The following is an 18,412-nucleotide window of genomic DNA, read 5'->3' as shown; positions in this document are numbered from 1 at the left end:
TGGTGTAGAACAAGCTCTCTTCAAGTGGCATGGTATAAAACTGCGCTTGTGAACAAGGGTTTAAATCGAAGCGCTAGAGGCATCGCAAGAAAATCTGAAGGCATAGAACACTGAAAGAACACTTTCAGTTTGTTAGTTTTCTGTCAGCGTAAGTTTTAAGCAATCATCCTATCACTAGGTATTTCAATACCTGACATCGCTATTCCCATAATCAAGACACTGATTTTCACTTTTGGAAAGAGTCATTTTCCTTCCTCTTAGCAAGGTTTTTCCTACAATCCTATTCATCCAATTGCGCTGTCGCCTGACAGCACACTAGTTGATGTATTAGGTGAGGTTCACTTTGAATAATGTTCTTATTATCGACGCTCAACCATTGTATAGCGAAGCACTTGCTTCTCTAGTTGAATCTGTAATCAACGCAGCTGAAGTGATTCAAACCACTGACAGTGCGGAAGTGATGGATCTTGTCCGAGGCCAAAAGATTGATTTGATTATTTTAGACGTAGTGCTTGGCGACCGCGATGGTATGCGTTTAGCCAAAAACATTTTAGCGACGGGATATCGTGGCCGACTGTTATTTGTTTCTTCACGCGACTACTCGAGTCTTTCTAAAGCAGCGTACGAAATGGGCGCAAACGGCTTCTTAAGCAAGCATGAAACAAGAGAGACCATTATCGACGCAATTGTGAGTGTTTCACGCGGTTACTCAATGTTTAAGTCGACTCACACACCATCGTCGGGTAACGTAACACTTTCAAATCGCGAAGCCATGGTGTTCCATTATCTTGTACAAGGCTACTCTAATAAGAAGATTTCTGAACAACTTTCACTCAGCGCTAAAACAATCAGCACCTACAAAACGCGTATTCTGAAAAAGTACCATGCGGACACGTTGATTGAACTTCTGCATACTATTCCTCAGTCAGAAAACATTGAGTTTTACCGCTAAGCGCTCATGTATTTTGCAATAGCACCGATTAACAACTGGTGCATTGCATCATGTCTTAAGCTTTGCTTCACCTGTACAACCACTTTTGGCCAGCCATCTGGGTAAAAATGCTCTGGCACTCTTATAAATTTATATCCATCAATTGGCGCCTGATATTCAAGTAATACGGTTGCGGCGCTTTTTTGCTTAATTAGCTTCAATACGCTGCTTACGTTGTCTAGAGCCGCAATACGGTTGATGACCATACCGTGGCTTTCCATTGCACGCTTAACGAGCTGCTCTTTCTCTTTCCAACCGATAATCTCTAACATGATAAAGGGAAGTTTGGCTGCTTCTTCCAGGGTGGTAATTCCCAGCTCTTCAGGGACAACTACCACAGCAGGCGCATAGCCGATGAACTTCTGATAAACAGATTTCGGAACATCCTCGTTGAAGTAATGTAACTGCGCATCCACTTTGCCTAGGATTATCTCTTCTATCGTATACTCTGTAATCGTTGCTATCGAAATGTGCGCCTTGGGAAACAGCGCCATTAAATCCATTGCAAGTAAATGCCCAAATGAGTATTGAGCGGTTTGCGGCAAACAAATGGTGATGTCTTTTTCGTAATTTTCCGGTTCAAACTCATCTCTAATTAGACAAGTTTCAAGCTTCTCGAGTGCATCGGAAATTTTAGGTAATTGACGTTTTAAATAGTCCGTCGGTTCCATGTGGTGAGGATGCCGAATAAACAATTCATCGTTTAGCTGGAGTCGCAATCGGGCAAGGTATTTGCTAATTGACGCTTCGCTCTTCCCCATCGCTTTCGCAACGGGCTTGAGCTGACGGTGCTTATCCAGTAAGACAAGTATTTTAAGTAAGTTTAAGTCGAGATCTTTGTTCACGTGCGACACCAGATGTAAGGTCGAGAATAAATAGAGCAATCACTATTTGTTGACTGCTCTAATATAAAAGACCACTCATTCTGTTTGGTCAAATTAATCAAACAGTTATGTCATGGTTATGTTCCGTAACTTTGCATTTAGTCAATACCAGACCTGCTTAATGGGACTTTTGTCTGTGTTTTTTCATCTCATAGAGATCTTCATCTGCACGTACAATAACGTCCTGAAGCGTTTCGTGTAACTCATTCGCCGCGATACCAGTACTCACACTAACTTCGATATCCAAGGTCTTTAGTCGGTTATCTTTAACGACACTACGAAGCTTCTTCGCCAATATTGAAGATTGGCTGATACTGCAACCTGGCAGAATCGCAACAAACTCATCACCACCAGTTCGAACTAGATAATCACTATTTCGAAACACTTTAGACATAGCATCAGCAATAATCCCAATAACTTCGTCCCCTACATGGTGACCGTAATGGTCATTGATTCGCTTGATCCTATCGCCATCTATTGCAATGACGGAATATGGCGCGGTTTCCAAACGACGTTTGAATTCGCTATCTTGAAAGACTCTGCGGTTAAACAATCCCGTTAAATCATCTTTCGTCACGTTCGTCAGTGCTTTCGCGAGGCGAAGTTTGCTCTCTTTAGATTCATAAGCTTTGTTGTAATACGCTAAAGTTACGAAAAAGAAGATGATAAACAAGAACACGTAATCCAGTACAATTTTACTGAATGGGTACATGTAAACAATGAGATTGTTGTTGTCTGCGACATATGATTGGGTGTACGCGAATGATGGAAAGGGGTAGCCAGCGAAGTAAATCACCATTTGCTTGTTCCCATTCGCAATTTGAACATCCACCGCTTTCCCATCATTATAAAGCGGCGAGAGGTACAATTGTTCCGAAAACTCTCCCACTAACTCACCTTGAAAGTAAACCGGACTCATGATGCTTATCGCCATGTCATCGGAGTATGTCGTTTTAAATGGTAGGGAAAACAATACCCGGTCCGTTAGTTGCTCTTTCCACGCGGCTAACACACAAGAATAGTTACTTTTACACCAATCAACATCAAATGTGGCTTTCACTCCCTCTAGCGCTTCAATCGGTCTCTCTAAGATGAGTTTGTTTCCAGTATAAGAACGAAAATACATAACGGCATTTTGTCGATTGAACGCATTTGATAAATACGCTTCAGCCTGATGAAGCGATTTCCGTGCAACAGCTTCAACGTAATTAAGTTTTTCATAACGTGACAGGGAGTAAATCGCATCTTGAAAGCTCAGCTCTGTTTGCGCTTCTACTTCACTCACGCTCATGCCTTTGTATTGCTCGAGCTGCGCTTCCGTCAATAGCCCCATGAGAATTACTTTTTGTTTTATTTTGGCTAAATTATTCGCGTAAGTGTTGAACTGCTTTACTTCATAAGAAATTAACACCGCACCAATCATTGTGACAGAAGTGACGAATAGTAATGTTGCGATGAAAAGAGACAACGCGATACTTTTAAGTGTCATGATGCGGTCTTACGCCCCCGCCACTCTTGTTAGCTCAACAATGTTCTTTACGTTAAATTTATCCAATAGACGACGTTTGTATGTGCTGACTGTTTTGTCACTTATTGATAGCACTGAAGCGATTTCTCGATTGGACTTTCCTTGTAATAAATACTTCATTACTGCGCTTTCTCTGCTTGAAAGTTGTGGCATTTCTCGAACGCTATTAACAACTTGCTTAAATTTGAAGAAGGTATACCCCTTCTCTACCGCTTCTATCGCGTCTTTAAGAATGTCGTGATTTTCCGATTTACACACATAGCCATCAGCGCCAGAACGAAAAGCCATTTGGCTGTACATTTGGCTAGTTTCAGCGGAGAAGAAAATGACTTTGCCTTCATAACCATGGGATTTGATACGTTTGTAGAAATCAAACCCATCGCAATCTGCCAAGTTCACATCTAAGATCAACAGTTGAATTTCTTCCTTTTTCAATATTTGTAATGCCATCTTCGCTGATGTTGCAGTAAATACCCCATTTGTTTTACCTAACTCTTCCAGCAACGACTTGATTGCAACACAAACGAGAGGATGATCGTCAAAGATCAAGTAATTCAATTTATTCATATCTTTCATTTAGTATGGTTATGGCTTCTAGTGGCATGGGTTTATCAATGTAGAAGCCTTGGCAAAGATCAATGCCATACTCACGTATCGCTTGCAGTGTGACTTCGTCTTCAATACCTTCCGCGACCAGTCGTATATTCAAACTTTTCGCTAACGCGCAAATAGCAACAACGATGTTGCGTTTTTTGATGTCGCATTCGACACCTTGTACAAACGAACGATCGATTTTTAACTCGTTGAATGGCAGTTGAGCCAGTTTTTCAAACGTCGATGACCCCGTGCCAAAATCATCTATTGAGACAGTGACACCGTTCATCCTCAACTTGAGTAAATTCTTGTACAGGGACGCGCTAGTCTGAAATGTATCTCGCTCTGTAATTTCAATGGTGATTTGTGATGGGTCAATCTCGCTCTCTAAACATTGCTGTAAAAAGTAATGAGAGAACGCCGTATCTTCTAAGTTTTCATGGTCTACATTGATGGATACGTTTTGCGTCAATCCGCGGTGTTTCATGTCATAGATAACATTACTCAATACAGCTTGAAACAACTCTCCAGAAAGGCGGCAACGCTCTACAATTGGCAAAAAATAATGAGGGGGTAACACACCATAAATAGGATGATTCCAACGCGCGAGCGCTTCATACCCAAGCACTTCCCCACTTTGCACATCGACTAAAGGCTGGTAATAATTTTTCACTCGCCCTTCAGCCAGAGCAAACAGGAATTCTTGATCTTCCACTTCAATAGGTTGAGCAAAGCTGACTTGTTTCGCTTTTTCATCTTTTATTTTACCCAACAAATCAACGACTTCATTTTCATCGTATGGCTTAGGCAGCTTCCCTAATACTTCAAAGCTAAATCCCTCGCACATGGCTCTTACCGCAGAAATAATGGTCAATTCCATTGCACTGACCAGTACAACTTGCCCCTGGTACTGGACTTTATCGAGCATTTCCATCATATCGATGCCGTCTTTTCCGGGCATTTGGATATCACAAAAAATTACGTCAAAATGTTGTTCCTGCACACTCTGAATAGCGGCATCCACACAGTTAAAAGGGATGACTTGCGCGCAATAGCGATCCAATATTTGCGTAAGTATTGTGGTTTGTAGCGGATGGTCATCAATCACCATCACATTAAATTGTGTATTCATTTGTCTCTACCCAATAGTTTATGTTTTCGATCTCCTGCTCGATTCGTAAAATTAGCTCCGCTGTTCGCCTGTCAAACTCCGCAGCAGTAACTCGTTCTGCCTCAATACAAAGCTCAGTCAGCATGCTTACCCCTATCGCCCCAACCGCTCCTTTGATGCCATGAATGACCCGTTTTTTGTCTCGCTCAGTCGATGCGGCGTTTAAGTTTTTTATATCTGTAGACATTGATTGACTAAACACGCGCGCAATCTCTTTTGCGTCCTGTGCTTTGAACCGTTTAATCCAGCCGGGCAGCCTACCCCTCTCTTTTTCGCCAATAAATGGAATCAAAACGGTTTTTAATTGATTAAGGTCATAGGGCTTGTAGAGCACATCATCAATGCCGATATCCTGTGTGCGCTCAATGGCAAGACGAGCATCTTCTGCTGTCACACCGATGATTGGAATTGCTTTAAATTCGGAGTTTTTCACGTGCCTAACAAGCTCATAGCCATCCATTTCTGGCATATGAAAATCGGTCAGCAGCAACACAACGTTTTCATCTTGGTTGATGTATTCCCATGCTTCGCGGCCGTTATTCACAATGACAGGTTCGATTCCAAGTTCATGAAGCTGCATTGCTATCACACTTTGGTTAATGGGATTATCTTCTGCGACCAGTACCGTGCCGAGAACCCAAGAAACCACTTCTTGATTTACGTCACTAAGCTTGGTTTCTTGCTGCGTTTGGCTGAGCAAATTGAACAATGTATCTGGATATTGAATCTCTCTTAGCGTAAGACTGCCAAGTACCCTTTGTTCGTCACGCAGCATTAGGCCATTAAAACTGGCATCGCTGTCGTGTATAGGGTGAAGGTTCGCCACCATTGTTTTTAACGTCGCTGGACGCATTTTCCACGCGTCACACCACTGGCGAATATTAAGTGGTAAGCTCTCGCTATACGTCCAGTTCAAACAAACGTCTGGCTCAGAGTCGCAATGCTCAATTGGCAGTCTGACAGTAATCGTCGTGCCCAAGCCAAATTGTGAATCGATGTAGAGCACGCCGCCCATGCAGTCGATCAATCGGTCAACAATGCTTAGCCCCAATCCAGTACCGCCATATTTACGCGTAATAGTGTCATCCGCTTGAACAAAAGGATTGAGAATGCCTTCGAGTTGGTCATCCGTCATGCCGATACCTGAATCCGCCACTTTCAAAATAAGCTGCTTTTCATGAAGAATGACACTGATTCCAACTTCTCCTTCGGCAGTGAATTTCATCGCATTGGAGAGTAGATTGGTGGTAATTTGCACCAATCGCAGCGCGTCGATTTCAATGAAAGCATTCGAAAATGGTTTGATTGTCACTTTGTAATCCAAACCTTTCGCAAGCGCTCGTGGTTCAAAGCTTCGAAACACATCGCACAAGGTTTTAAGCAAGTCGGTCTTAACTGGGGCGACGGTTAAGTGCCCTGCCTCTAACTTTGAATAATCCAGTACTTCGTCTACTAGCGTATTCAAATGATTGAGCGAGCGTATGGCTTGGGCAATTAACTCGCGATTTGAATCTGCCGTCACTTGGCGATTTAGCAAATCGAGGATGCCGTGTGCTGCCGACAATGGCGTTCTTAATTCGTGACTCATGGTTGCCAAAAAGTTTTCGCGCGCACGTACCGCGGTTTGCGCTTCTTTTTGCGCATCGATTAACGCCTGCTCACGTTCTTTTTGCTGGGTAATATCTTGAATAACAGTCAGTACAAACTTGTTCTTACCGCTAGGAGAAGCGATGACTTTGCGTTCTCGATATACATGTTTAATATCAAGTTCACAGCCCGACGAGGCAACCTCTTCTGAAATACGCTTTCCAGCGATAACAGTGGTTAGTTCATCAAAATTATTCACCAGAGGAGCGTGCGCAGAATCACTTTTCAACTTACATTGTTGGCACTGTTTACTGTTGTAGTTGGCACAATTGCTCATCTCCATATGGTTATTTTCACTATGGATAAAAACCAAGCTATTGATCTCTTTGATGATGTCCATCAGCCATTGCTTTTCCGCTTCCTCATTGTCAGCATTAAATTCGGCTAACCTCACTTTAAGTCGCATGTGAGATAAGATGAAATACGCCGCAATTAACATGAGACAGAATATGAATGAACCAGCAACAACAAATGTAGCGATCTGCTCCGCGTCATAGCCATAAGTCAGTTTGAAGCTTCGGTGAGAACGCAGCAGTTTTTCGATCTCGTTAGAATCAATGGTTTCGATGATGCTGTTCAACATGTGTTGAAGTTGTGTATTGTGGTTTGCAACCGCAAATGCATTAGAGAACGTCAAAACGTCCTCCGCATTGATCACCAAGCCATCGACTTGATCTTGTGCAATCATGTTGTGAACGATGTCGTCAGGAATATAAGCCACATCCAAAACGCCCGATTTCAAATCGGTAAGCAGCTTTTTCAAATCATCATAATGATCAACTTGGCCTTGCTGCCAAGTGCCCAAATGAACTAACCCTTGCTTTTTCAAAGTGAGCAGAATACCCGCTTCTTTCAGTGCAGATTTATCGCGCTTACTCTGCTCCGCTTGGATAGCCACGTAATTACTGTGCATGAATGGTTTAGTGAACAACCAATCTGACTTAGGTAGCTCACCCACATAAGAGATGGGGACTATATCGGCATCAAATGCCGTTAATCCATTAGAAAGGCTCGACGTCGGCTTCACATACTTAAAGCTCAAGCCAGTACGAGACTGCAATAAGTCGACAAAATCTGGAAAGAAGCCATCTAACTCGCCCGTTTGCGAATCTCGGTAGAGAAACGGATAAGCTTCGTCACTGCTGCTGTAAGTTATCACTAGTTTGTTTTGATGATTACGTCGGTAATCTACCAATAACTTATCACTGATATGGTAAGGATTTTTCGAGGCGACGGAGCGAATATTTTTTCCATTTTGCTCCCACTGAAGGATTTTGTTGATGTCATCGATCAGACTCTGTTTGTCCAACGAAGCGATAAAACTCACCTCTTCGTTTTTCAACCAACTGGGAATATCGACAACCCCTTTTACAATGTCATTCAAATCCAAATATTGGGTAATACCAACATAAGTGTAAATAAGCGCGTTCGCTTTACCTCGCTTAACTTCATTAAACGCCTCTAAACGTGTTTTAACGTAATGTATCTTATCGATACCGCGTTCAGTGAGGTTGTCACAATATACACTGCCCTCAACACACACCCATTTAAGATCACGCGCATCACTATCTCGGTAAGTGGCATTCCGATACCAAACAGCGATAGTGCTCGAAAAAAAAGGCATCGAAAACAAGAAACGCTTTTCTCTTGCTGCTGTTTTACTAAATCCAACCGCACCATCAATCTTCTTGCTTTCGACATCCGCAAGTAAAGACGGAATATGCTTGTAAGTCCGAAGTTCTAACTCATAATCCAAAGCTTTAGTAATGTTAGACAAATACTCAAGACTAATTCCGTACGAAGGACCAACGCTACCGTCAAACGAGTCTTTAGCTTCGTCTTGCGCAATAACACCAACGATGACCTTCGGTTTAGGACTCTGTTTGGCAGTTGAGCAAAAAGAACTCGCTAAAAAAATTAAGGCGACGGACGATACCGTAATACTTCTAAGAATACTGAGCATGACTGCTTCCTCTGAATGGAAGCTCAGACTAGTTTTTGTCAGATAAAAGTCAAACTTCGCTCAATAGCGAAATAAAAATAAAGCTTTGATATAAAACCAAAAAACCAAAATTCGTCAGAACAATCTGACAACACAATCCACCTTTGACTACACAGTGTTTGCGTTCGGTCTCTCACCCAGACGGATATTCACTGCGAGTCGGTATACATAAGGGATGTGTGCTTTTAGGTTTGCACGCCATAGCTTTTTACTTTCATCTTGAATGATTCATCATCATTCCATGATAAACTGGCGTATTAACATGAAAGAAAGCTCAACTCCGCGGTTTCGAGCAGCTTGAAGTAAACACAGTTTTAGAAAATGCGTTCTAGTATTGTGTCACTCAAGATTCACATTGCTACTTTTACAACCGCTGGAGCATTAGAAAAATTAAGGTATTAAATTCAAATGGTTAATAACTCAATCCAGTGGTTTCCTGGACACCCGCATTAAAATCTCACAACTTACCAGAACATCTAATTTATCATTTAATATCAATAACTTAACCAGAACCTCAATTCCAGAACGTCCCACCAGATATCACTACAAATCATCATTTTGGTACCCCACCTGGTACCCCACCAAATCAATTTACTATACAATGGTCTTCAAATAATCACTTCAAAGATCATTCGCTATGGCAAAACGAATCACTGATACCACAATCAAAGCTCTCGTCATCAAAGACAAGGAATATACATATACTGTTGAAGAGGGTTTACAGCTTCGTATTCGACCTAAGCGCTCTGATAAGGGGACAGGCACTAAGGCTTGGCAATTCAAATACCGTCACCCTGTAACGCGAAAAATAACCAAAATTCCAATGGGCACCTACCCTTCACTGCGACTTGCAGCTGCAAAACTCGAAGCCGCCGAATATCGGAAACAAATCGCTGAAGGTATCGATCCAAAACGATTCAAAGAACATAAACGAATCGAAGAATTACGTAAGCACAATGATAGCTTTCTTGAAGTTTCAACTATGTGGTTTGATAGGAAGCGTAAGTCTGTCAGCTCATTTCATGCAGAGCGAATCTGGAGAACACTAGAAAAGTACGTATTTGATAGCTTAGGTGGGCTTCCAGTAAGTAACATTACTCGGCGTGATGCAATTGAAATGCTACGCCCTCTCGAAAAAGACGGAAAACTATCCACCATCAAAAGAATTTGTCAGAGCTTAAATCAAATTATGGAGTATGCGGTAGCAAGTGATGTGATTAACGCTAACCCATTAACCAAGATGATCAATTCATTTGAGAAACATAAAGTAGAAAACATGCCTACCATACGCCCTGAGTTGCTAGGTGAGTTTATGACTCGTTTGTCGCACAACGAAAACATTCAAGACAAGACTAAACTACTTTTGCTGTGGCAACTACACACGATTTCCCGCCCAAAAGAAGCTGCTAGAACACGCTGGAAAGACATTGATTTCAATAATCAATGCTGGACTATACCTGCCGAAGAAATGAAGCGAAGAAGAGAGCACAGAGTTCCTCTGACCAAACAAGCAATCAATATCCTTGAAAAGATCAAAGCCCAAAGCGGCGGCAAAGAGTTCGTGTTCCCCAGTGGACGGAATCCTGATAGCCATGTAAGCGTCTATACAGCTAATGCTGCTTTAAAACGTAGTTTAGGATTTAAAGATGAACTCGTTGCTCATGGTTTAAGAGCTATTGCATCGACCGCTCTGCACGAACAGGGCTTTGATACACTTCATATAGAAGCTTGTTTATCACATATGGATAAGAATGTGACAAGAGCGAGCTACAACCGCTCTGACTTCTTCGAGCAACGGAAAGAAATCATGCGCTGGTGGAGTGAGTTTATAACGAAAGCAAATAGCGGCGATTAAACAGCGCGAGTGAGGGCAATCCCTTGCTAAAATACATAGTCAAGAAGGGGACAACGTCTAGCCAAGTTTTAGCGACGGGACATGCCTCCTTTTACCTCTACTGATATAGCGAATCAACAATGGTGATGCAAAAAACCATAGTAGCCTGACGAGTAAGCCAATTGCTTTCGAAGTAATCAAATTAATCATCTCTTGTTATCACACTCATCAAATGCCTTACTACCCCTCCAGCTTCATTAAAACTGAGGGGTTTTACTCCCATTAGCTCAAAGCATCCATCGCCTCGTAGAACAATCTTTTGCTGTGTTTGCTCCTTATGCGGATAGCGCCAAACACTCAGCTCAAAGCCATCAGCGATATCCTCTCTACACACGGTGAACACTTGGCTATCCAACATTGCAACCAGTTGGTTGTATTCTTTAACCAATTGCTCTGGATAGCCCAAGCCCATTTGCCAAATCGACTCGATGGGACTAGGCTCACTTCCCTGACTCTGGATATCCTTAACCACTACCTGAATTAATGATGCGAGCTGAGCGCACTCCTGTTTTGATTTATTATTTCCTAAAGCGGTATTTTGAAATAGGTAAAGGTAAACATCTAAATCATGAGCCTTACGCGACTCGTAAGCGGTGCCTATTAGCAGGCGAGAGATGTCTTGAACCAATAATTCAAACAACTCCTGTTCACCTGGAGTAGAAGCATTTACCGATGAATCCCAAAAACCAGTCAGTCGACTTTTTATTTGCCTTACTATCTCAACGTTGATATTGCTTTCTGCAACGACTGATTTAGATATCGACAGCATTTGAAAAAGCTGATGGTTAAGATTGCTCTCCAATGCGTAATGTCTACTACGATCGCGAATAAAAGTTCCCGACGAATTAAAACCATAGCTATAATCACCTGTTTCAGCCTGAATCGTATCTAGTACAGTGAGATTTAGGTCAATCCAATCAATGGCGCGAGCATGCTCTATTCCCTCATACCACTGCTCAAACGATTCGACTAACTCTTGCTGACGCTGTCGCCCTTTACTGCCAATGATAGAACTGTGGCTAACAAGGTGCTGATAAACCGCTAAATGCACAAATATGGGACTGATACGATTAACGAACACCGGATACTTTTTGGTGTAGCTATCCCACAGCCCATCACAAAACTGGCTCGCAAGACACGCTGTTAAATTTTCGTTCGTCATCGTATTTTCCCCAAAACTATCGGATTGATTCATTTCACCTCGCCAATAAAAAACAATTTATAGGCTATCGCTAACCAACTTAAAGGCTTCTTCAGTTTTATAGCCCTCAAGGATAAGATTGATGATATCGTCTCTATGTTGGGAAATGGCTTTCGGAAGACTTGCTCTGTTGGCTTTAAAAAAGTCCAGCGTCATAGCCATTGCATCAGCACGTGAAAGCCTAACGGGAGGGGTAGCCTTCTGTTCCGCCGTTTCAATGTACATATCAAAATCGTCAGAGACCGAAGACCAATCATACGCAAACACTTCATCTCTTAATTTCACGGGGTCGAAGTACTCAGTAACGCCATTACCGCATTCGCCCGCAGTCTTATTGATAATAAGAGATGTCACATCAGGTAAGCCTCGTTCAGAGGTAAACAATCGGACAACGTCAAGCTTACGACCAGCCGATACGGGTATCGCACGTTGGACGTATTCAATATCAGGATGTGACTCTTTGGCTCGCTTAACCAACTCACCATAAGTCAGACAATGCTTATGACGAGCAAGTTCCACTAAGATCGGATAGTATACAGCCGCCAACTGAACATCGTTTAACGTGATATTGGCATACAAACTTTGAACCTGTTGTTCCATTTTAACCTCAAAAATTATCATTATTATTTGCGAATTGTGACATTCGCCCTAGCCAGACGTGTAGGGAACCATCTTCTACAAATTTTTGCCATAAGCCCTCATTAAATCTGTCGCCTCTAATGATGGCTGTGATCACCTGAAAGCCCTCTACATAACTCATACGCTCGAGAAACTGACGTTTTGGATGGTTTCCATCGTCAGCAGGAACCCTGAGATCGGTAGCGATCAACGCTCGATTGGGAAAATCCATCCAATGGTAATCAGCCAAGATACAGCCATGGTCATACAATAACAGATAGGTTGCCTCACTCCATGAGCTTTCAGGCATACTCGCTATTTGGCTTAACATCGAGCTAAGACGCTCAAGCGTAGGAATTATCATAAGCAGCGTAGCTTGCTCTTTGATATGGTTTTGCCACGCGAGCTTTTCGAGCCACGACCTTGGCAATTGACTGTATCCATAAAACGCGCCAGCAAGTTGTCCATAAATAACTGCGGTTGTCTCGGCATCCTCACCCAAGTTTGCAGCCAGCAAGACCCCATCTTTAAAATTATCACTATGAGCAAAAGACCATAACGCGGCTTCTAGGGACTGAACAACAAAGCCTGTTCCTCGTATGTTCTTTCTCGATTTGGTTAAGAACGACCCTTGAACGACCGCAGCCAAATCATCATGAATATCCGCTTTACCCCAGTAGTTTAACAACCGTTTAAACAGCGTAGCTTTAGTCAGGGTCGAATCAACATCATCGAGTATTTGATAGATTAGCCAAGCCATAATTTGACACGCTTCCACAGCCCTTTGCTCAGCATGGGTCGTTATTGAACTCAATCTAGCCGCTTTCACCACGTCCTCTTGCGATGCATACCGAAACGAAGAATAGAAAATGGGAATCGGAGCTAGTCGCATTAAACTGCCGTTTCCAGCACTTTGCTCATCGCTAGAACCTGCATTTGCCTCATTGATTGCTTTATAAAGTTCTAGTGCTGCCGAAACTGTATTACCTATATCAAAACAACGACCTGTTACCGAATTGTGCCCTTCTTGCCACCATGCAATATAACGGTTAATCTGATCTCGTGCTTCGTGTTTACCTAATGCCAACATGCTATCTGCTAAACACAACATCATTGAGGTGTCGTCCGTCCATTGACCAGGTTTCAAGTGAAATGGGCCGCCGCCAACGATATCTTGCAATGGTGTATAACTGTCTTTGGGGCAAAACTCCAAACTAGTGCCTAACGCATCTCCCAGCGCCAGCCCAACAATTGCGCCCTGCGCTTTATCCAACATCAAACGTTTGTTATCTTTGTTATTTGGCGTGTTGTTCAAATGAGCTCCCTCTAGTTGCCGGTTCTTTAGTATCCTAATCAAACCCAAGCCGCAGCGTAAGTGTCGATTTTTGGTACATGCTCAGTATTACGAAACCAAATTCGTGTTTATTGATCCACCTCTTAACACCACTTACTCATTTTGTTGCATTCTGGGATATTAACTATATACGCATTATCAAGGGACTGGCATGCACTACGAAAGGCTAAAAACGAAACATAGAGAAGTGAGAGACCAACACCCAAGATCTTTGGCGATACGTGTACATCGAGCACTGAGTTGGCTCAATAAAGCCGAACAATCTGATGATTTGGACAGCCAGTTTATCTTTTACTGGATCGCCTTCAACGCCGCTTACGCTCAGCACATTGACCGTCCAATATTGATGTCAGAACGCGGTAAGTTTCAGCAATTCCTGTCAAAACTCGTCTCACTCGATGATGGGAACCAACTGGCAGGATTTGTGTGGCAAGAGTATGCCAACACCATACGTGTCGTTCTCAATAACGAGTTTATCTTTGAGTCCTATTGGGATGCCCAAAACGACGCCATAACTCAAGATGAATGGAAGCAGCTACGCACAAAATCCATTCATGCCAGCCATCAAGCGCTCTCGAGTGAGCAAACCGACGTTGTGCTGTCGATTGTTTTTAGTCGCTTATACACGTTAAGAAACCAGCTTCTACACGGTGGCGCCACCTGGAACGGAAAAGTAAACCGTCAGCAGGTCGCTGACTGCACTGCCATTATGGCAAAAGTCATCCCACTTGTGATTGAAGTGATGATGGGTCATCCTGATGAGCTCTGGGGAGATTCTATTTATCCAGTCATCAACTAACCAGCTAACCTTTTCAATTTGAGCATTTTAATGATTGAGCAGAAACAAGTTCCGAATAGAAAGATCAATAAAAAAACACGATTACGTTACCAAGTCATCGAAATCATCGCCTACTGGGAAGGTCGAGTCACCACTAAACACTTGTGCAATTGTTTCGATATTGGACGGCAACAAGCCTCCAGAGAAATCAACACCTATTTGAAAGAGCATGCGCCCGATAACCTAGAATACGACATGCAGATCGCCGGTTATTCAGCATCAAAAACCTTTGATCCCATCTTTACTCGGGGGAGTATCGACGAATACCTAAACCTGCTAGCCCTTAACGAACGACTTGTAACTAAAAACAATCAGTCTGTACTTGGGTTTAGTGAAGTCACGTCTGTCATGCCTCCTACTAGGGCCATTGACCCCGTCGTAATGCGAGCACTGGTAAGAGCGATTGGCAAAGGTCGACGTTTAGAAATTGAATATTTATCGATGAGTTCACCATATCCCGAAGCTCGGATTATTGCACCACACTCATTGGTAGAAACCCCTTTGCGCTGGCATGTTCGAGCATATTGTGAAAAAAACAGAGCTTATCGCGATTTCGTGTTAAGTCGATTTATTGGCGAACCCGAAGTACTCGACGCCTCCCGCAACCCCATTGAGGAAGACACTGACTGGAACACTCCTATCTCCCTTGTACTGCAAGCAGACCCTCGGCTTAATCACCATCAAGCATCACTCATTGAAAGAGACTATGGCATGAGCGACGGGGAACTTGTTATACCAAGTCGGTTATCACATATAAACTACCTTATCGATGGTTTGGGGCTAAGCCTTAATCACGAGCAAACCGAGCCTGTCTACCAGCAAGTTTGTATTAAAAACCAAGAACAGCTGGTCAGTTTGCTTGGTGAGCGAGGGCTTATCAAACGCTAGTAAGACTCCATCAAAATGAAGCATGTACCAAAATTCGACACTTACGCACCAGAGTTAAAACAAGTACGGTAAGTACACAGCTCGATAACAGGTACGAATCATGAACATAGAAACTAGTGAACCAACAGGTCAGTACTTACCCGATCAAATCGTCTTATTGGGTGATTCGATTTTTGACAATGCGCCCTATGTAAATACGGGAGAATCGGTTTCCGAGCAATTGACAGGTTTAATCCAAACGGAGGCAATGAAAACCGTTTCTGGTGCTAACTCCACCACAACACACGTCGAATTGCTTGCTATTGATGGACACGTTATGGCCAACCTTCCCGGCCAAATAGCACGGGCTCGTTCAAAGACACATTTCAATATGCAATGTGCGTATCTCTCTTGTGGCGGCAATGATTTGCTCGGCTATGCCGCTTCAGGTCTACTCGATATTGAGGCCAACAACATCGGTGATGCATTGAGTTCACTTCATCAGGTTCGGGAGTGCTTCCGTAAGGAATACCGACACGTTTTAGCGGTTGCGCTTAGAAAGTTTCCTAAACTCACGGTTTGTACTATTTACGATGCGGTACCCACATTATCTAAAGCAGAAATCATCGCTTTAGGGCTATTCAACGAGGTGATTTTAAAAGAAGCGGCTGAGCACCGGGTGCCCGTACTCGATTTACGCATCCTTTGTAATGAGCCAGATGATTACGCTCCGATATCGCCTATCGAGCCTTCAAACCAAGGTGCTGGAAAAATTGCACAGGCAATTTTTAACCAATATAAACGACGCAAATATAACTTCCACGGAGTATAAGGAATGAGCCTCAACAAAGAATGGTTTGACCAACGCGACCAATTTATCGCTCAGCAAAAAGAGCAAGGGTGCTTTACGCTAGAACAAGCACTTGAAGAGCTCGATGCCACTCTTCCCTATTTTTTTGATCTTGGAATTTTAACGCAACGTGAACTTTCAAATAATATCAATAATTTCAACCAACTAACCGAACTTGGTGGGCTATTTTTCGTCGAGCAATATCAGCAGATCTTCATTACACCTGCCAATCTGAATAGGCTGAAACTGGCGCTGGAAAGCTGGGATCACTTCACTATAGATTACCCTATTTATCAGTCTGACATTTTGGGCAAGATTGCAGTTAGAAACCAAACACACGTTAAATTTAGAGTGAATGCCAGGCGCTTTAAACACAAAATGACGTTTCAAATTAAGGAGTCACGCAGCGAAATAGCCACTTTCCTGAATAGTGAAGAAGCTGACCAACTGTTGAATGTTTGGAATGACTTTAGCCAGTGTGTTGCCTTGATTGAAAATGAAGATAAGTCGCCAACCAACAGAGAAATCGCCACCGACAGTGATGCCATTGAAACACTGTGTGCACCCTGGCACCCTCTCGTCCAACGCTATTTTCGTAGTAAAATGCATGAATTAGGTTTTGAACATAACCTAAACGTTCTAAAGCAAGAGATTGAATCCAAGTACTCCATGGCGAGCTCGGAATGGAGCGACATTGATAGCATTTTTGACGTGGTGAGACCGGCTCGACAAGGCCAAGCTGAAGAGCTACCGCCTAACTCGTCAGAAGAGGTTGAGGTTCAACTTATCACGCCTAAATCTTTCAATAAATTTGGTCTAGTTGAACTGGAGCGCATTGAAGCAACATACCGAAATGCACAACAAGTTCAACGTTATAGCCCAGTTAATCCAGGCGATGTATTGCTGTACAAAAGTGCAGACCGAAAAACCGTCAAGGTCGCCTACTATTCCATTGAAGATCAACGCACGTATTTATGCTCCGAGCTGTTTGCCGTGTTACGTGCCAAAGACAATGAACATTGGGACGGCAGACGACTGTTTCTTTTCCTGACCTCACGCGCAGGGCAAAGGCTGCTTGAGTACACATTTCGTGACTTCTCTGTCAACGAACAGGCCCAGATTCGCCTCAGCCCTCGACAGCTCAGCAAACTCCAGATCCCGCAGCTTGACTCGCAAAGTGCAAGTGAGCTTGACGATAAATACAGCCAACTCACCAATTTACTGCAACTGAAAGCTGATATTGAACAGCAAATTGCCGCTTTGATGCAGTGAAACCAAAGCAACCAGAACTCGATTTAAAAAAAGGAACAGTATGAGTTACCCAGAACAACAGGCAACACAGGAAGAGCTCAACATCTTAAAAAAGTTGGACAATATGAATAAAGAAGCAAAGCCGATGTACATCAAGATTGTACCTACATCACCTGTATTACCTCAAACACTGGATGATGACTTATCAGAAGAGCAAAAGAAACGGCTACTAGAAAAATGCCCTAGGATTCACTTATCTTCAGCCACCAGTCATGAACAAATCACGACGTTTTTAATTGAGCTATTCGCCTATTATTTCGAACTTCCTCAAGTGAAGATCAAACCTGGCAGTGACTTAGCCGATGATATCGAGCGTATGGTATGGGCACGGGAACTCGGTGTGTCTTTTAAGGACGTCACCTACGGTCGGATATTTTGTGGTCAAGACGAAGATGGTAATGCCGTCGGTGGTATGGAAGATAAAGGTATCATGATAGCAATGATGTTCATGACGGATTTTTCCGACCTTGTAGGCATTAAAGAAGTGGACAATGCAGCCGACGCGACATTTGAGGCAATGGATGATGAGTTTGGCAGCTATTACGACTGCAAAACGATTGCTGACTTGGCAGATTTGATTTTCACCGTTTGTGAAAAGCTCAGTCAAATAAGATAACAGTGAAGAACTGACAGCCAATACCGTTTGAATTGAATATTTGGCT

Annotated in this window: 15 protein-coding genes; 7 read left to right on the top strand and 8 right to left on the bottom strand. The window is 42.9% G+C overall.

All coding sequences use genetic code 11. From position 1 onward, the window contains the following. Positions 1–343: 343 nt before the first annotated feature. Positions 344–952 carry a response regulator transcription factor gene (locus tag R7Q39_RS04745; protein ID WP_318075815.1) on the top strand — a complete coding sequence of 203 codons (609 nt, stop codon included), beginning with the start codon at positions 344–346 and terminating at the stop codon, positions 950–952. Here the strand turns inward: R7Q39_RS04745 and R7Q39_RS04740 are convergent. From R7Q39_RS04740 to R7Q39_RS04720, 5 genes are all read right to left on the bottom strand, one after another. After that, complete coding sequence (locus tag R7Q39_RS04740) at positions 949–1,836, bottom strand: LysR family transcriptional regulator (RefSeq protein WP_017635345.1); 888 nt, start codon at positions 1,834–1,836, stop codon at positions 949–951. The genes R7Q39_RS04745 and R7Q39_RS04740 overlap by 4 nt on opposite strands. 157 nt (positions 1,837–1,993) lie before the next feature. Then, entirely contained in the window at positions 1,994–3,364 is a 1,371-nt protein-coding gene (locus R7Q39_RS04735) for a GGDEF domain-containing protein (protein ID WP_017635346.1), read from the bottom strand. A 9-nt stretch (positions 3,365–3,373) separates the two neighbouring features. Continuing rightward, positions 3,374–3,970, bottom strand: coding sequence for a response regulator transcription factor (locus tag R7Q39_RS04730; RefSeq protein WP_017635347.1), 597 nt, complete (start codon positions 3,968–3,970; stop codon positions 3,374–3,376). Beyond that, a complete protein-coding gene (locus R7Q39_RS04725) occupies positions 3,963–5,129 on the bottom strand; it encodes an EAL domain-containing protein (RefSeq protein ID WP_017821555.1) in 1,167 nt (388 codons plus the stop codon). Before R7Q39_RS04725 ends, R7Q39_RS04730 begins: the two co-directional genes overlap by 8 nt. Beyond that, the gene (locus tag R7Q39_RS04720) at positions 5,113–8,778 is read right to left on the bottom strand and encodes an ATP-binding protein (protein ID WP_318075814.1); all 3,666 of its coding nucleotides are present in this window, start codon (positions 8,776–8,778) and stop codon (positions 5,113–5,115) included. The genes R7Q39_RS04725 and R7Q39_RS04720 overlap by 17 nt, the downstream gene beginning before the upstream one ends. 676 nt (positions 8,779–9,454) lie before the next feature. Between R7Q39_RS04720 and R7Q39_RS04715 the strand changes: the two genes are divergently transcribed. Beyond that, positions 9,455–10,672 (top strand): tyrosine-type recombinase/integrase, encoded by a 1,218-nt coding sequence (locus tag R7Q39_RS04715; RefSeq protein WP_213963388.1) that lies wholly within the window; start codon positions 9,455–9,457, stop codon positions 10,670–10,672. A 181-nt stretch (positions 10,673–10,853) separates the two neighbouring features. Here R7Q39_RS04715 and R7Q39_RS04710 read toward each other — a convergent pair whose 3' ends face one another. From R7Q39_RS04710 to R7Q39_RS04700, 3 genes are read right to left on the bottom strand one after another with little or no spacing between them, the layout of a single operon-like run. Beyond that, positions 10,854–11,873, bottom strand: a complete 1,020-nt coding sequence (locus tag R7Q39_RS04710) for a hypothetical protein (protein ID WP_213963389.1) — start codon at positions 11,871–11,873, stop codon at positions 10,854–10,856. 57 nt (positions 11,874–11,930) lie between these two features. Beyond that, positions 11,931–12,512 (bottom strand): hypothetical protein, encoded by a 582-nt coding sequence (locus R7Q39_RS04705; protein ID WP_213961358.1) that lies wholly within the window; start codon positions 12,510–12,512, stop codon positions 11,931–11,933. A gap of 7 nt (positions 12,513–12,519) precedes the next feature. Next, positions 12,520–13,845, bottom strand: coding sequence for an ADP-ribosylglycohydrolase family protein (locus R7Q39_RS04700; protein ID WP_213963390.1), 1,326 nt, complete (start codon positions 13,843–13,845; stop codon positions 12,520–12,522). 190 nt (positions 13,846–14,035) lie between these two features. Between R7Q39_RS04700 and R7Q39_RS04695 the strand changes: the two genes are divergently transcribed. The 5 genes from R7Q39_RS04695 to R7Q39_RS04675 all read left to right on the top strand — a co-directional run bounded on the left by R7Q39_RS04695 (position 14,036) and on the right by R7Q39_RS04675 (position 18,366). Beyond that, positions 14,036–14,683 (top strand): HEPN domain-containing protein, encoded by a 648-nt coding sequence (locus R7Q39_RS04695; RefSeq protein WP_213961356.1) that lies wholly within the window; start codon positions 14,036–14,038, stop codon positions 14,681–14,683. 30 nt (positions 14,684–14,713) lie between these two features. Continuing rightward, positions 14,714–15,610 carry a WYL domain-containing protein gene (locus tag R7Q39_RS04690; protein ID WP_213961355.1) on the top strand — a complete coding sequence of 299 codons (897 nt, stop codon included), beginning with the start codon at positions 14,714–14,716 and terminating at the stop codon, positions 15,608–15,610. A gap of 100 nt (positions 15,611–15,710) precedes the next feature. Beyond that, positions 15,711–16,421, top strand: a complete 711-nt coding sequence (locus R7Q39_RS04685; RefSeq protein WP_213961354.1) for an SGNH/GDSL hydrolase family protein — start codon at positions 15,711–15,713, stop codon at positions 16,419–16,421. Between the two features lie 3 nt (positions 16,422–16,424). Then, on the top strand, positions 16,425–17,711 hold the full coding sequence (locus R7Q39_RS04680; RefSeq protein ID WP_213963391.1) for a hypothetical protein: 1,287 nt from the start codon (positions 16,425–16,427) through the stop codon (positions 17,709–17,711). 40 nt (positions 17,712–17,751) lie between these two features. Beyond that, positions 17,752–18,366 (top strand): hypothetical protein, encoded by a 615-nt coding sequence (locus R7Q39_RS04675; RefSeq protein ID WP_213963392.1) that lies wholly within the window; start codon positions 17,752–17,754, stop codon positions 18,364–18,366. Positions 18,367–18,412: the final 46 nt, after the last annotated feature.

Origin of the sequence: Vibrio sp. 947 (assembly GCF_033339115.1) — a bacterium.
In the GTDB taxonomy this organism is placed as follows: domain Bacteria; phylum Pseudomonadota; class Gammaproteobacteria; order Enterobacterales; family Vibrionaceae; genus Vibrio; species Vibrio alginolyticus.
Note: the sequence above shows the minus strand (reverse complement) of the source record. Positions and strands in the feature narration are given on the sequence as shown.